The 15,920-nt window shown below is 62.6% G+C and carries 11 protein-coding genes; 6 read left to right on the top strand and 5 right to left on the bottom strand.

Annotated features, from left to right (window positions below; genetic code table 11):
* Positions 1-25: 25 nt before the first annotated feature.
* On the top strand, positions 26-1,603 hold the full coding sequence (guaA, locus tag AA098_RS22265; RefSeq protein ID WP_003255024.1) for a glutamine-hydrolyzing GMP synthase: 1,578 nt from the start codon (positions 26-28) through the stop codon (positions 1,601-1,603).
* Positions 1,604-1,658: 55 nt separating this feature from the next.
* On the opposite strand, the gene AA098_RS22260 is transcribed toward guaA, so the two are convergent.
* Complete coding sequence (locus AA098_RS22260) at positions 1,659-4,616, bottom strand: membrane-targeted effector domain-containing toxin (RefSeq protein WP_004575638.1); 2,958 nt, start codon at positions 4,614-4,616, stop codon at positions 1,659-1,661.
* A gap of 196 nt (positions 4,617-4,812) precedes the next feature.
* Between AA098_RS22260 and AA098_RS22255 the strand changes: the two genes are divergently transcribed.
* Positions 4,813-6,192: a multicopper oxidase family protein gene (locus AA098_RS22255; protein WP_003255022.1), complete on the top strand. Its 1,380-nt coding sequence runs from the start codon at positions 4,813-4,815 to the stop codon at positions 6,190-6,192.
* A complete protein-coding gene (tadA, locus tag AA098_RS22250; RefSeq protein WP_003255021.1) occupies positions 6,192-6,671 on the top strand; it encodes a tRNA adenosine(34) deaminase TadA in 480 nt (159 codons plus the stop codon). The genes AA098_RS22255 and tadA overlap by 1 nt, the downstream gene beginning before the upstream one ends.
* 91 nt (positions 6,672-6,762) lie before the next feature.
* Here the strand turns inward: tadA and mltF are convergent, their stop codons facing one another.
* A complete protein-coding gene (mltF, locus tag AA098_RS22245; protein ID WP_003255019.1) occupies positions 6,763-8,220 on the bottom strand; it encodes a membrane-bound lytic murein transglycosylase MltF in 1,458 nt (485 codons plus the stop codon).
* Between the two features lie 848 nt (positions 8,221-9,068).
* On the opposite strand from mltF, the gene purL reads away from it, so the two are divergent.
* On the top strand, positions 9,069-12,968 hold the full coding sequence (gene purL / locus AA098_RS22240) for a phosphoribosylformylglycinamidine synthase (protein ID WP_004575686.1): 3,900 nt from the start codon (positions 9,069-9,071) through the stop codon (positions 12,966-12,968).
* A gap of 3 nt (positions 12,969-12,971) precedes the next feature.
* The gene (locus AA098_RS22235) at positions 12,972-13,283 is read left to right on the top strand and encodes an NIF3 1 (RefSeq protein ID WP_003255016.1); all 312 of its coding nucleotides are present in this window, start codon (positions 12,972-12,974) and stop codon (positions 13,281-13,283) included.
* A gap of 96 nt (positions 13,284-13,379) precedes the next feature.
* Here the strand turns inward: AA098_RS22235 and tatC are convergent, their stop codons facing one another.
* The 3 genes from tatC to tatA are packed head-to-tail and all read right to left on the bottom strand — an operon-like array spanning position 13,380 to position 14,658.
* On the bottom strand, positions 13,380-14,138 hold the full coding sequence (gene tatC / locus AA098_RS22230) for a twin-arginine translocase subunit TatC (protein WP_064615010.1): 759 nt from the start codon (positions 14,136-14,138) through the stop codon (positions 13,380-13,382).
* A complete protein-coding gene (gene tatB, locus AA098_RS22225) occupies positions 14,135-14,425 on the bottom strand; it encodes a Sec-independent protein translocase protein TatB (protein ID WP_003255013.1) in 291 nt (96 codons plus the stop codon). Before tatB ends, tatC begins: the two co-directional genes overlap by 4 nt.
* Positions 14,425-14,658, bottom strand: coding sequence for a twin-arginine translocase TatA/TatE family subunit (gene tatA, locus AA098_RS22220; protein WP_003255011.1), 234 nt, complete (start codon positions 14,656-14,658; stop codon positions 14,425-14,427). The genes tatB and tatA overlap by 1 nt, the downstream gene beginning before the upstream one ends.
* Positions 14,659-14,803: 145 nt before the next feature.
* On the opposite strand from tatA, the gene gspK reads away from it, so the two are divergent.
* Positions 14,804-15,769 carry a type II secretion system minor pseudopilin GspK gene (gene gspK / locus AA098_RS22215; protein WP_064615009.1) on the top strand — a complete coding sequence of 322 codons (966 nt, stop codon included), beginning with the start codon at positions 14,804-14,806 and terminating at the stop codon, positions 15,767-15,769.
* Positions 15,770-15,920 lie beyond the last annotated feature (151 nt).

Raw genomic sequence — 15,920 nt, 5'->3', positions numbered from 1 at the left:
CGATTTCCACTGACGAGATTGAGTCATGGCCCTCGACATTCACGCTCACCGCATCCTGATCCTCGATTTCGGTTCCCAGTACACCCAGCTGATCGCCCGCCGCGTGCGCGAAATCGGCGTGTACTGCGAACTGCACCCGTTCGACATGGACGATGAAGCGATCCGCGAATTCAACCCGCGCGGCATCATCCTTGCCGGCGGCCCCGAGTCGGTCCACGAAGCCAACAGCCCGCGCGCTCCGCAAGCCGTGTTTGACCTGAATGTGCCTGTGCTGGGTATTTGCTACGGCATGCAGACCATGGCCGAGCAGATGGGCGGCAAGGTAGAAGGTTCCGACCTGCGTGAGTTCGGTTATGCCCGCGTGGACGTTGTCGGCAAGAGCCGCCTGCTCGACGGCATCGAAGACCACGTTGACGACGACGGCGTGCTGGGCCTGGACGTGTGGATGAGCCACGGTGACAAGGTCACCCAGATGCCTGGCAACTTCAACATTCTGGCCAGCACCCCAAGCTGCCCGATCGCTGGCATGTACGACGACGTCCGCGGCTACTACGGCGTGCAGTTCCACCCTGAAGTGACCCACACCAAGCAAGGGGGTCGCATCCTGTCCCGCTTCGTGCAGGACATCTGCGGCTGTGAAGCCCTGTGGACGGCGTCCAACATCGTCGAAGACGCCATCGCCCAGGTGCGTGCGCAAGTCGGTTCGGCCAACGTCCTGCTGGGCCTGTCCGGCGGCGTTGACAGCTCGGTGGTTGCCGCGCTGCTGCACCGCGCCATCGGCGACCAGTTGACCTGCGTATTCGTCGACAACGGCCTGCTGCGCCTGCACGAAGGTGACCAGGTGATGGCCATGTTCAAAGAGAACATGGGCGTCAAGGTGATCCGCGCCGACGCTGAAAAGCAGTTCCTGGACAACCTGGCCGGCGAAGCCGACCCTGAGAAGAAGCGCAAGATCATCGGCCGCACCTTCATCGACGTGTTCGATGCCGAAGCCAGCAAGCTGGAGAACATCCAGTTCCTCGCCCAGGGCACCATCTACCCGGACGTGATCGAGTCGGCTGGCGCCAAGAGCGGCAAGGCTCACGTGATCAAGTCGCACCACAACGTTGGTGGCCTGCCGGAGGAGATGAACCTCAAGCTGGTCGAGCCGCTGCGTGAGCTGTTCAAGGACGAAGTGCGCAAGATCGGCCTGGAGCTGGGCCTGCCGTACGACATGGTCTACCGCCACCCGTTCCCGGGCCCGGGCCTGGGCGTGCGTATCCTTGGTGAAGTGAAGAAGGAATACGCCGACATCCTGCGTCGCGCCGACCACATCTTCATCGAAGAGCTGCGCAAGGCCGACTGGTACCACAAGACCAGCCAGGCATTCGTGGTGTTCCAGCCGGTCAAGTCGGTCGGCGTCGTTGGCGACGGCCGTCGCTACGCCTGGGTTGTGGCCCTGCGTGCCGTCGAGACCGTGGACTTCATGACCGCGCGTTGGGCACACCTGCCGTACGAGCTGCTGGAAACCGTCAGCGGTCGTATCATCAACGAAATCGACGGTATCTCGCGCGTTACCTACGACGTGTCGAGCAAGCCGCCTGCCACTATCGAGTGGGAATAAGCTGAACCCCAAGGGCGCCGCAAGGCGCCCTTGTCGTATCTGCGCCTTGCCTGGCTCAAGGGGCGATGTGATGCATGCCGCGTAATCTCAATTGGGCATGAAGCTCGCCCAGGTTTTGAAAGCGACGTTCATGGATGGTTGGCCAATCGGGGCGCTCCAGGTAGTAAAAGCGCCCATCGCGCTGGATCAGCGTGCGTCGCAAGGTCGAGTCCCGGCTGCGGTTGATCAGGTATTCCTCGCCCTGGGTGCGTTCGATCGCGTAATCGCCAGGCCTCACCAGCAGGCTGTCAAAGTCTGGTGATGGCGGGCGGGTGGTCAATACGGCGGCGCGTAGCCGCAGGTCACTTTGCACATGCCTTACGGTGCCACCTTCGTCCAAGGCATCCACACCAGGGTCTGCGCTGTAAGCGTCAGGTTCGCCGATCGGGCGGTCTTCGACACGCAGTCCAATCGCGCCTTCGGTTTCGGCCAGCCCGGTTACGCCATGGAAGGTGTTGGCGTGGGTACTGCCGACCAGCGCAATCCATTTTCCCGAGCCGCGCGCGGCCTGGTCTGCCTCGATGATCAAGTGTGCATGGAAGTTCATCATGCGCTGGCGTGCCACATCGGAAACGGGATTTGCCCACGCCTGGCGGTAACTGGCCATGCAGTCGATGGACTGTATGCGTACGCCGTTTTTCTGTGCGCTGACCAGTACCTGCCGAAATGTGTAGCGGCCCTCGGGGTCGGTGCGGTGGCCGACATCCTGGCTTTCCACGTAGCGATCCAGCTCCTGCGGCATCACGCCGGTGCGGTTGAAGGTATCCAGGTCTGCTTGCTGGAAGTCGGTGGTGAAGTGCTCCATGTACAGCGTCTTTACCTTCAGTTTGCGTAGCTGGCGCATGTTGTCGATCAGCAATCGCTTGCTGCCAAGGCCACTGTGCGCTTCGCCAATGACCAAGCCGTTACTGTTGTTGTAGAGACTTTTCAAAATGTATTTGGAAGAAGCGTTGGCGGGTAATTCTGGTATATGCGGCCGTGCCGGTGTTTGCACTGTGGTCATGAACGTTTGGGCATCGGCGGCCAGTTGATCACGTAGTTGGCGAAATCGGGCGATGGCGGCCTGTCGATCAGGGGCATCGAGGAACGCTCGCGCACCGGTAATCTCATCGTCAGAAACATCCTTCAGTGAGGCGCGCAAATCGGCTGGCACTGCGTAAGGTGTTTCAGCCAAGGGTGGCACGCTTGCTCTTGCTGACGGCCGGCCCCAGATTTTCAGGCTCGACAGCATGCCTCCGTTGAGGCCAAGGCGTTCCACTGGGTGCCACTGGCCTGCGCCATCCAGGCGGATGGGCAAGCTTTTGTAAAATGAGAAAGGGTTTTCAGGATCGACGATGGTCCAGGATTTCAGTTCGGGTACAAAACGTACTTGGTAAGGCATCTCATCGATCAATGCGTAAAACTGCCCATCTTGCAGATGGATACCTTCAAGAAACCCTGTACCAGGTTTGCCGCCAAGCACTACATTCGTTTCGAAAGGGCGCAGTGCAGCCCACCTTTCGCTTGGCTGGAAGGGCTGAGGTACCCAGGTTTCAATCGCCTCTGCCACCTCTGAAGCACTTTCATCAGTGGGTTCCCCGCTGTGTTCATGCGCTGATTCTTCCGCCGGTATCGGGGCTTCCCCTTCCTCAGTCGCAGCGCCTGCTTCAGCCACCTCTGCGAACTCGTCAAGGGGTTTGCCTGGTGCGCTGAGCAGAAAGGTCGCGTTGAACAGTGTCTCGATGGCGGCGAAAATGGCGCCGGTTGTACCTGCCTTGCGTTCACGCGTTGTGTGCCCGTGTACCGCCTGGTAGATGTTCAAACCCATTTCAGCAATGCCTGCCCCCACCAGCGCCAACGCTACCGGCCAACTCACTGCCGCCATGGGGCCGAACACCTGCAGGCCCGCCTTCAGATAACCGATCCACAATTGTCTGCGCAGGTCGGCGTTGGAGCGCAAAGAGAAATGCGCATCATCGATCATCCGCTTGCGAGCCTTGTTGCGCAGCCAGTCGAAGGCATCCTCTTCAATGGTCAGGTCGAGGGTATTGAGGCCGCTGTAATCATGGTTGCCCCAGCCGTGAAAGAGCAGATCGATCAGATGATTCAACCCGACTTTGCCGTCAGCCTCTTCACGATCGTCGAGGGAAAAATGTGCCAGAAAGCGGGTTCGGTTTTCGACATAGGTGCAGTTTGTGAGCACCCACCAGAACAGTGCCTGGTCGTTCTGGAAGTAATGTAAGCCGTCGACATCGCCCGGCATGTAAATCAGCTGGCTGCCATTGGCCAATTGCAGGCGAAGGATGTCCGTCGCCACATACCCGCCAATGTCCAACGCGCATACGCGCGTTGCGCCACCCGGCAAGACCCTTTGTTGCAGTGCTTCCAGCGACGGCGGCCAGGTCGTCTCGCCCACCAGGGCATGAGCGATATCCTGGCCGTGACGGGCTAGCGCGGAGGAGGGCTCTTGCGCGCAGGCTTCCAGTAATTTGCTCATGAAGTTGGCTTTGGCCAGCGTGCGGAAGTGCTCTGAATGTTTTGCCCAGAACGAGGTCATCCGCGTCTTGAAACCCGAGGCAAAATCAATGCGCCAGAAATACTCCAGCACGTCCTTGGGGTCGAGTCGAACTTCATTGCGCTCGTCATACACGTCTTTGCCTGGTCCATCGCTGTAAAAGCCAGCGAGGTAACTGAGCACGTCAGCGTTGTCCCGGGCTTGGGCATCGAAGCGGTGCATCACCAGTTGTGGCAGGGTCAGGGATTCAAAGGGCTGATCCAGGTGCTGCCAGCCGTTGAAGGTTCGAGGGCTGCTGACGGCGGTGTGGAAACGGTGCAGGTAGACATTGTCGGGCTCGAGTGCTTTCAGGTCATGACGCGCAAGGAGCTGTTGTGCGACTTCGCGCGCCATCTCGCGCATGTCAGGGCAGTCTTCAGTGAGTTGTCCGGCGAGGGTCATCAGCATTTGCTGGTCGCTGGGGAGGGTGTCGGCAAGCATCACGGTTGTCCAATAGAGGTGAAAGGCTGCCAGTTTTGAACGGTCGTGAGCCAGGGCGGTGGTGCTTATTGCTTGTCCGGTCGCTTCGTGACGCCGGGTTTTCACTTAATATTTCCCGTTTGCAGGTGTATCGTATTCGCCTTTATCGTCAGTCCTGCTGGCAGTTTGATTGCACCGAAGCGAGGTACCCGCACCGATGTCCTTCACCCGTCGACAAATGCTCAAAGGCCTCACTGGCCTGGTTGTAGTAGGCCTGGGGGCCGGAGGTGCGGCGCGATACTGGTTGGGCAAGGTCGAGGACGAGAACGCCGGGCACGACTACGAGCTGATTGCCGCCCCGCTGGAAGTGGAGCTGGTGCCGGGTTTCAAGACCGAGGCCTGGGCTTTTGGCCCTTCAGCGCCGGGGACGGAGTTGCGAGTACGCCAAGGCACCTGGTTGCGGGTGCGCTTCATCAATCACCTGCCGGTCGAAACCACTATCCATTGGCACGGCATTCGCCTGCCGCTGGAAATGGACGGCGTACCCTATGTGTCGCAGTTGCCGGTCAAGCCGGGTGAGTACTTCGATTACAAATTCCGCGTGCCGGACGCCGGCAGTTACTGGTACCACCCGCACGTCAGCAGCTCCGAGGAGCTAGGCCGCGGTCTGGTCGGGCCGCTGATCGTCGAGGAACGTGAACCCACCGGGTTCCAGCATGAGCGTACGCTGAGCCTGAAGAACTGGCATGTGGACGAGCAGGGCGCATGGCTGCCTTTCAGCATTCCGCGCGAGGCCGCGCGCAACGGCACTGCCGGGCGGTTGATCACCATCAACGGCCAGGCCGACTCGATCACCGAGCTGCCGGCCGGCCAGGTGGTGCGGGTGCGCGTGCTGAACCTGGACAATACCTGGACCTACCGCCTCAACCTCAAGGGCAACTGCGAGGCGAGAATCTATGCCCTCGACGGCAACCCGGTGACCCCGCGTGCGCTGGACGAATACTGGCTAGGCCCTGGCATGCGTATCTGCCTGGCCATCCGCATTCCTGAGGCGGGTGAGGAAATTTCCCTGCGCGACGGTTTCGTGCGCCTGGGCACCCTGCGTTCGGTGGCCAGCAACGACGCGCCGAGTGACTGGCCGCCCGCGCTGCCACCCAATCCGATCGCCGAGCCGGACCTGGAGAATGCCGAAAAGCTGAACTTCAATTTCGAGTGGGCGGCCGGCGTCTCTGTCACCGCTGATCCGGCCAAACCGTCGAGCATGTGGCAGATCAACGGCCAGGCCTGGGATATTACCGACAAGACCTGTGCCGACCGCCCCATCGCCACGTTGCAGAAGGGCAAGAGCTACATCTTCGAGCTTAAGAACATGACCCAGTACCAGCACCCGATCCACTTGCATGGCATGAGCTTCAAGGTGATCGCCTCCAACCGTCACGACATCAAGGAACCGTGGTTCACCGACACCTACTTGCTGGGCAAGAACGAGCGCGCCCAGGTAGCACTGGTGGCGGATAACCCAGGGACCTGGATGTTTCACTGCCACGTCATCGACCACATGGAAACCGGCCTGATGGCCGCGATTGCGGTGGTCTGATGCGCCCGCAGATCATCGATCGCAGTCGCGATCAGGAGTTCATGCGCCTGGCGCTGGCCTTGGCCGCCGAAGGCGCGGTGCTGGGCGAGGTGCCGGTGGGGGCGGTGCTGGTACAGCATGGGCAGGTGATCGGCCAGGGTTTCAATCGGCCGATCATCGACAGCGACCCCAGCGCGCATGCCGAGATGGTGGCGATCAGGGCGGCAGCCAGGTCGGCCAGCAACTACCGGCTACCCGGCAGCACCCTGTATGTGACCCTGGAACCGTGCAGCATGTGTGCGGGGCTGATCGTGCATTCGCGGGTGATGCGCGTGGTGTTTGGCGCGCTGGAGCCCAAGGCGGGGATCGTGCAGAGCCAGGGGCAGTTCTTTGGCCAAGGCTTTCTCAATCACCGGGTGATGGTGGAGGGCGGGGTGCTGGCGCAAGAGTGCGGGCAGATCCTCAGCGACTTCTTCAAGGCCCGCCGGGCCAAGGCTTGAGCTGCACCGGCCTCTTCGCGGGCAAGCCCGCCCCTACAGGTTCTGCGCAAATCTTGTAGGCGCGGGTTTGCCCGCGAAGAGGCCTACTGGCTTACATCGGCGACGACTTATCCGCTGGCTTGTCCTTGTTGACCCCGGGCACATGCAGGTTGCCCTCGGCCACCTGGCCTTCGAGCTGCGGCTGGGTCACCCAGGTGAGGATGTCGTAGTAACGACGGATGTTGGCCACGAAATGCACCGGTTCGCCCCCACGGGCATAGCCGTACTTGGTCTGCCGGTACCACTGCTTCTGAGCCAGCCGCGGCAGCATCTTCTTCACGTCCAGCCACTTGTTCGGGTTGAGCTTCTCGCGCTTGGCCAGGGTGCGGGCGTCTTCCAGGTGGCCGCTGCCGACGTTGTAGGCCGCCAGGGCAAACCAGGTGCGATCCGGTTCCTGAATGCTGTCGTCAAGCTCTTCCTTGATCTTCATGAAGTACTTGGCGCCGCCCTGGATGCTCTGCCTCGGGTCCAGGCGGTTGGACACGCCCATGGCCTGGGCGGTGCGCTGGGTCAGCATCATCAGGCCGCGCACGCCGGTCTTGGAGGTGACTTCCGGCTGCCACATCGATTCCTGGTAGCCGATGGCGGCCAGCAGGCGCCAGTCGACCTGCTCGACCTTGGCGTAGCTCTTGAAGTGCTTCTCGTACTTGGGCAGGCGCTGCTGCAGGTGCTGGGCGAAGGTGTAGGCGCCGACATAGCCAAGCACGTCGACATGGCCGTAGTAGCGGTCCTTCAAGCGTTGAAGGGTGCCGTTTTTCTGTGCCTTGTCGAGAAATTCGTTGATTTCGTTGAGCAGGCTGTTGTCTTCGCCTGCTGCCACTGCCCAGCGCTGGTCGCGGGTGTCGCCCAAATCGAAGGCGACCCGCACGTTGGGGAAATACACCTGGTTCATCGCCAGTTCGTTGGAGTCCACCAGGGTCAAGTCGATCTGACCTTCGTCCACCATGCGCAGCAGGTCGACCACTTCGACGGCGTCGGATTCCTCATATTGCAAGGCAGGGTACTGCTTTTTCAGCTCGGCCAACTGGTCAGCATGGCTGCTGCCCTTGAGCACCATGATCTTCTTGCCGACCAAACCCTGGGCGCCGGTGGGGCGCGGGCGGCCGTTGCGGTAGATGACCTGCGGGGTCACCTCCAGGTAGGGATGGGAGTATTTCACCTGGGTTTTGCGCCGTTCACTGCTGACCAGGCCGGCGGCAGCCAGTACCGGGCCGGAGGGCTTGCCGAGGGAGTCGTAGAGCTCGTCCAGGTTGTCGGCGGTCTCGATCTGCAGCTTTACGCCGAGATCGTCGGCGAAATGCTGGACCAGTTCGTACTCGAAGCCGGTTTCGCCGTTACGGTCCTGGAAGTAGGTTGCAGGGCTGTTGCGTGTGATCACGCGCAGCACGCCATCCTCCTTCACGCGCTCGAGGGTGCTGGGTTTTTCAACGCAGGCACCTAGCAGCAGAAAGAGTCCGGTTGCGAGAAGCCATTTGGCGCAACGCTGGCGCAAAGCAGTGTGGGCGAACATAGGTTGCAGTATACGCAAAGGACTGGCCCAACCATATCTCGACAACGGTTAGCTTGTCTGGTAGCGGGTTGTGTGGTTGGGGAGGGGGAGGGGAGGGGGAGGGGATTGCATCAAGGCTACCAGGTGCCCTTCTTGAGATATTCAGCGCCTATGAGATCGAGCGCCGCCCGCGCGGCGCTTCGCGGGTAAACCCGCTCCTACGTTTGTTTCGGGCCAGTCCATCCTGTGCCTGGCGCGCGCGACCGCCTTGTTGGTACGACGCGATATCGATATAGGCACCAAGGCGTTCGCGCGCAAATCCCACAGGCATAATTGGCCCGAAACAAACGTAGGAGCGGGTTTACCCGCGAAGCGCCGCGCGGGCGGCGCTCGATCTCACAGGCGCAGAATGTCTTAAGGCGGACACCTGCGGCGCTCGATCTCACAGGCGCAGAATGTCTTAAGGCGGACACCTGGCGGCGCTCGATCTCACAGGCGCAGAATGTGTCGAGGCGGACACCTGCGGCGCTCGATCTCCCAGGCGCTGAATGTCTCAAGCCGGACACCCGGCGGCGCTCGATCTCACAGGCGCAGAATGTCTTAAGGCGGACACCTGCGGCGCTCGATCTCCCAGGCGCAGAATGTCTTGAGGCGGACACCTGCGGCGCTCGATCTCACAGGCGCAGAATGTCTCAAACCGGACACCCGGCGCCGCTCGATCTCGTCTCAAGCCGGACACCGCTGAAAACTGACCCCGAAGTCCGGTTCCGCCGCCCGGCAGGCGTGGCTCAGAGCAGGTGCCGAAAGCCATCGAATTAGGCTAGAATGCACGGCCTCTAAGCACACCCCTTCCTGAGGCTGTCCCGACGATGTTGATCCTGCGCGGCGCTCCTGCCCTTTCTGCCTTTCGCCACGGTAAATTACTCGAGCAACTGAGCCAGAAAGTCCCCGCTGTTACTGGTTTGTATGCCGAATTTGCCCACTTCGCCGATGTTGACGGCGAGCTGACCGCCGACCAGCAGCAGGTGCTGGGCCGTCTGCTCAAGTACGGCCCGAGCGTGCCGGTACAGGAGCCGACGGGTCGTCTGTTCCTGGTGGTACCGCGCCTGGGCACCATTTCGCCATGGGCCAGCAAGGCCAGCGACATCGCCCACAACTGCGGCCTGCAGTCGATCCAGCGCCTGGAGCGCGGCATCGCCTACTACGTGGCCGGCACCCTGAGCGACGCTGACGCCGCCCTGATCGCCGCCGAACTGCACGACCGCATGACCCAGCGGGTGCTCAGCCAGCTGGAGCAGGCCGCTGACCTGTTCAGCCACGCCCAGCCCAAGCCTATGACCTCGGTGGACATCCTTTCCGGCGGTCGCGATGCCCTGGCCAAGGCCAACATCGACCTGGGCCTGGCCCTGGCCGAAGACGAGATCGACTACCTGGTCAATGCCTTCCAAGGCCTCAAGCGCAACCCGAACGACATCGAACTGATGATGTTCGCCCAGGCCAACTCCGAGCACTGCCGCCACAAGATCTTCAACGCCAGTTGGGATATCGACGGCCAGGCCCAGGAAAAAAGCCTGTTCGGCATGATCAAGAACACCTACCAGATGCACAACGAAGGTGTGCTGTCGGCGTACAAGGACAACGCCTCGGTGATCGTCGGCAACGTTGCCGGCCGCTTCTTCCCGAACCCTGAAACCCGCCAGTATGGCGCGGTGCAGGAGCCGGTGCACATCCTGATGAAGGTGGAAACGCACAACCACCCGACCGCCATCGCCCCGTTCTCCGGCGCCTCCACCGGCTCCGGTGGCGAAATCCGCGACGAAGGTGCGACCGGCCGTGGCGCCAAGCCCAAGGCCGGCCTGACCGGCTTCACCGTGTCCAACCTGCGCATTCCGGGCTTCGAACAGCCTTGGGAGCAGGCCTATGGCAAGCCCGAGCGTATCGTCGACGCCCTCGACATCATGATCGAAGGCCCTCTTGGCGGCGCTGCGTTCAACAACGAATTCGGCCGCCCGGCCCTGACCGGTTACTTCCGTACCTTCGAGCAAGCCATCAGCACCCCGCACGGTGAAGAAGTGCGCGGCTACCACAAGCCGATCATGCTCGCCGGCGGTATGGGCAACATCCGTGAAGACCACGTGCAGAAGGGTGAAATCACTGTCGGCGCCAAGCTGATCGTGCTCGGTGGCCCGGCCATGCTGATCGGCCTGGGCGGCGGCGCTGCTTCGTCGGTGGCTACCGGTGCCAGTTCGGCTGACCTGGATTTCGCTTCGGTACAGCGTGAAAACCCGGAAATGGAGCGCCGTTGCCAGGAGGTCATCGACCGTTGCTGGCAGCTGGGCGACAACAACCCGATCGCCTTCATCCACGACGTGGGCGCTGGCGGTATTTCCAACGCCTTCCCTGAGCTGGTCAACGACGGTGGCCGCGGTGGCCGCTTCGAGCTGCGCAACGTGCCCAACGACGAGCCGGGCATGGCCCCGCACGAAATCTGGAGCAACGAATCGCAAGAGCGTTACGTGCTGGCCGTCAGCGCGGTCGACTTCGAGCGCTTCAAGGCCATCTGCGAGCGCGAGCGTTGCCCGTTTGCCGTGGTCGGTGAAGCCACTGAGGAACCGCACCTGACCGTCAGCGACAGCCACTTCGGCAATACCCCGGTGGACATGCCGCTGGACGTGCTGCTGGGCAAGCCGCCGCGCATGCACCGTTCGGTTACCCGCGAAGCCGAGCTGGGCGATGACTTCGACCCGAGCGAACTGGACCTGGACAGCGCCGTCCAGCGCGTGCTGAACCACCCGGCCGTGGCCAGCAAGAGCTTCCTGATCACCATTGGCGACCGCACCATCACCGGCCTGGTTGCCCGCGACCAGATGGTCGGCCCGTGGCAGGTTCCGGTGGCTGACTGCGCCGTTACCGCCACCAGCTTCGACGTCTACACCGGTGAAGCCATGGCCATGGGCGAGCGTACGCCGCTGGCGCTGCTGGATGCCCCGGCGTCCGGCCGCATGGCCATCGGCGAAACCCTGACCAACCTGGCGGCTTCGCGCATCGAAAAGCTGTCCGACATCAAACTGTCGGCCAACTGGATGTCCGCTGCTGGTCACCCAGGTGAAGACGCACGTCTGTACGACACCGTGAAGGCTGTCGGCATGGAGCTGTGCCCGGAGCTGGGCATCACCATTCCGGTCGGCAAAGACTCGATGTCGATGAAGACCAAGTGGAGCGACGAGGGCGTCGAGAAGAGCGTCACCTCGCCGATGTCGCTTATCATCACCGGCTTCGCCCCGGTCACCGACATCCGTAAGACCCTGACCCCGCAACTGCGCATGGACAAGGGCGAGACCGACCTGATCCTGATTGACCTGGGCCGCGGCAAGAACCGCATGGGCGCCTCGATCCTGGCCCAGACCTACGGCAAGATCGCTGCCCAGGCACCGGACGTCGACGACGCCGAAGACCTCAAGGCCTTCTTCGCCGTGATCCAGGGCCTGAACGCCGACGGCCACCTGCTGGCCTACCACGACCGTTCCGACGGCGGCCTGGTTACCACCGTGCTGGAAATGGCCTTCGCCGGCCACTGCGGCCTCGACCTGCAACTCGACCCGCTGACCGACAGCAAGGGCGAAGTGCCGGCCATCCTCTTCAACGAAGAGCTGGGTGCGGTGATCCAGGTTCGCCAGGATGCTACCCCGGACGTGCTGGCTCAGTTCAGCGCTGCTGGCCTGGGTGAAGAGTGCGTCGCGGTGATCGGCAAGCCAGTCAACAACGCTGAAGTGACCATCAGCCTGAACGGCGAAGTGCTGTTCGACGATGACCGTCGCATGCTGCAGCGCCAGTGGGCTGAAACCAGCTACCAGATCCAGCGCCTGCGCGACAACGCCGACTGCGCAGACCAGGAGTTCGACCTGCTGCTCGAGGAAGACAACCCGGGCCTGTCGGTGAAGCTGGGCTTCGACGTCAACGACGACATCGCGGCGCCTTACATCAAGAAAGGCGTGCGCCCGCAAGTGGCCATCCTGCGCGAGCAGGGCGTCAACGGCCAGGTCGAGATGGCTGCTGCCTTCGACCGCGCCGGCTTCGCCGCCATCGACGTGCACATGAGCGATATTCTCGCTGGCCGTGTCGACTTCGAAGCCTTCAAGGGCCTGGTCGCCTGTGGCGGCTTCTCGTACGGTGACGTGCTGGGCGCTGGCGAAGGCTGGGCCAAGTCGGCGCTGTTCAACGCCCGTGCCCGTGACGCCTTCCAGGCCTTCTTCGAGCGTACCGACAGCTTCGCCCTGGGCGTGTGCAACGGTTGCCAGATGATGTCCAACCTGCACGAGCTGATCCCGGGCACCGAGTACTGGCCGCACTTCGTGCGCAACCGCTCGGAGCAGTTCGAGGCACGCGTGGCCATGGTCGAAGTGCAGAAGTCCAACTCGATCTTCCTGCAGGGCATGGCCGGTTCGCGCATGCCGATCGCCATCGCCCACGGCGAAGGCCATGCCGAGTTCGCCAGCGAAGAAGCACTGCTGGCCGCTGACGTGTCCGGTTGCGTGGCCCTGCGCTACGTCGACAACCACGGCAAGGTCACCGAAGCCTACCCGGCCAACCCGAACGGCTCGCCGCGTGGTATCACTGGCCTGACCAGCCGCGACGGCCGCGTGACTATCATGATGCCGCACCCGGAGCGTGTGTTCCGCGCTGTGCAAAACTCCTGGCGCCCGGACGAGTGGCAGGAAGATGCCGCGCTGATGCGTATGTTCCGCAACGCGCGGGTGTGGGTGAACTAAGGCGTGTACAAGCTCGCCTTCTTCGTCCCCGCCAGCCATGTCGAAGTGGTCAAGGCCGCTGTGTTCGCTGCTGGCGGCGGGCGCATCGGTGACTATGAGCACTGCGCCTGGCAAACCCTTGGCCAGGGCCAGTTCCGCCCGTTGGACGGCAGCCAGCCGTTCCTCGGGCAAACCGGCCAGGTCGAGGTGGTGGAAGAGTGGAAGGTGGAGCTGGTGGTGGCTGACGAGCTGGTGGCCCAGGTCGTCGCTGCGCTCAAGCAGAGCCACCCGTACGAGACGCCAGCCTATGAAGTCTGGCGGCTCGCCGAGTTCTAAACGCTCGCCGAGTTCTAGAACGCATCACGGCTATTCGCGGGTAAACCCGCTCCTACATGCCTGTGCAGGAGCGGGTTTACCCGCGAAGAGGCCGGATCAATCAGCCACAAGCTCCCGGCACTGGTCGGGCCGCTTCAACATTCCACAAGCCAGCAACCCCACCTCGAACAGCACCCACATCGGCACTGCCAGCATCGTCTGCGAAAACACATCCGGCGGTGTCAGGATCATCCCCACCACAAAGCACCCGACGACCACGTAGGGCCTGCTGCGCCGCAATGTGGCCACATCGGCCAACCCTGCCCAGACCACGATGAACGTCGCCACCGGGATCTCGAACGCCAGCCCGAAGGCCAGAAACAGCGCCAGGATAAAGTCCAGGTACTGGCTGATATCGGTCATCATCGCCACGCCGTCCGGCGTCACGCTGGCAAAGAAACCGAACATCATCGGGAACACCAGAAAGAACGCGAACGCCATGCCGGCATAGAACAAAACGATGCTCGATACCAGCAGCGGCAGGGCAATGCGCCGTTCACGGCGGTACAGCCCCGGCGCCAGAAAGCCCCAAGCCTGATGCAGCAGCAGCGGCATGGCCAGGAACAGGGCGCACATCGCGGTCAGCTTGAACGGTGCCAGAAAGGGCGAGGTGACGCTGGTGGCGATCATGCCCGCGCCTTCCGGCAAAAAGCGCCGTAGCGGCTCGGATATGAGCGTGTACAGCGTCTGGGCAAAGGGGAACAGGCCGGCGAACACCAAGGCCACCAGCGCCAGGCAACGCACCAGGCGTTTGCGCAGGTCGCGCAGGTGTTCGGTCAGGGGCATGCTCGCGGCAGGGTCCATGGCAATACTCATGAAGCATTTTCCTTGGGCAGCACGGCCGTGGCCGCATCATTGGCCGGTTCCGCGTTCAGGCTGATGCCCTGGCGGATCTCCTGTTCCAGGCGTTGCAGAGGTGCCTGGTCGAGGTTGGGCATCTCGATTTCGCGCTCCACCTGCGTGCGCAAGGCGTGCATGGCCCGGCGCGCCTGGCCCAGGCCGCGGCCGAGGGTGCGGGCTGCCACCGGCAGGCGTTCGGGGCCCAGCACCAACAGCGCGACGACGCCGATCAGCAGCAACTCGCTGAAGCCTACCTCGAACATCAGGCCTGGCGGTCCGCTTGAGATTGCTGGGCAACTTGGCCGTTCAGCGGGCACTGTTGCTGCACGTGCGCCTGGTCAGCGGCGCTGGCGTCATTGTCACCACCCATGGACTTGCGAAAACCCTGGATCGCCTCGCCCACATCGCTACCCAGCCCCTTCAGGCGCTTGGTACCAAACAGCAAGAACACGATCAGCAGTACGATCACCAGTTGCCAGATTCCAATGCCACCCATAGCGACCACTCCTGTAAGGTCATGAAAAGGAAGGGCAATCCTGCCTTGCCTAGATGACGAGCACATGACGAACGGGCACTGCCATCTACCTGAAACACCCCGCGTGTTGACTGGCGTTTTTATTCCGCGAGCGAGGCACGCACCGATGGGTGGAAGGCAACAGCGGGGTGCGGCCCTGTTGATGGTGATGGTGGTGCTGGCAATGCTGGCGGCGGGCATGGCCTGGCTGGTGGAAGATGGCCGGCGTCAGGTCGACGAAGTGCGCCTGCTGCACCAGCGAGTGCAGGTGCGGGCCATGGAGCAGGCCGGCCTGGCCTATGCCGGGCAGGCCCTGCGTGATCCCGCCTGGCGGCTCAGTCCGCTGTTCTGGCAAGCCTTGCGCGGGCAGCCGCTTAACTACGATTTTGGCGCTGGCCAGGCGCAGTTGCGGGTACGCGACCAGCACACCTGCTTCAACGTCAATGCGTTGCTGGGGGCCGATGGCGAACGCGCCGAGCGCCAGTTGCGTTATTTGCTGGGCAATGACATGGCGGCCGAACGCCTGGTCGATGCCCTGGCCGACTGGCTCGATGCCGACAGTGATGCCCGCCTGCAGGGCGCCGAGAGCGCCCAGTACCTGCGTCAGCAACCGCCACGGCTGGCGGCTGACCAGCCGATGCTCGACACCAGCGAGCTGAACCTGTTGCTGGAGCCGGACGCCAACCGCCAGGCGCGTTACCCAATGCTGTGCGCCTTGCCCCAGACCACGGGTTGGCGGCTCAACGCCAATGCGCTGGGGTTGGAGCATCTGCCCCTGCTGGAGGCGCTGTATGAAGGGCGTTACTCGCGTTCGTTGCTCAGCCGCATTGTCAGCGGCAGGCCGGCGTCGGGGTATGTGGACGCGGCTGCACTGCGTCAGGCGCTGGGGGCGGTGGATGACGAAACGTTCGAACGGTTGAGCGAAGGGCTGCTGCTCAACAGCGGGCATTTTCTGTTGCAGCTGTCGTTCGAGGAAGAGGGGCGGGTGATGCGCAGCGAGTTCCAGGTGGAGGCGCTGGGGGTGGTGCAATGGCATGCCCGTGTGCCGGCACAGCAGGTGCGGGTGCGTAGTAGAGAGCCTATAGCCTGGTAGGTTACCGCAGATCAGGCAGTGCCGATCTCACCACCATCGCTCCGCGGTAGAGGCCCGCGGCCGCCCTTCTCCTCAACTCGTCGTGCGGCTGATGGTGGTGCGATACACGCTTGGAAAGCGCTGCACAAGCTCACACCGTCTTCCAAACTTT

The sequence above is a fragment of the Pseudomonas sp. JY-Q genome, assembly GCF_001655295.1.
GTDB lineage: Bacteria > Pseudomonadota > Gammaproteobacteria > Pseudomonadales > Pseudomonadaceae > Aquipseudomonas > Aquipseudomonas alloputida.
This window is presented reverse-complemented; position numbering and strand designations above follow the sequence as displayed.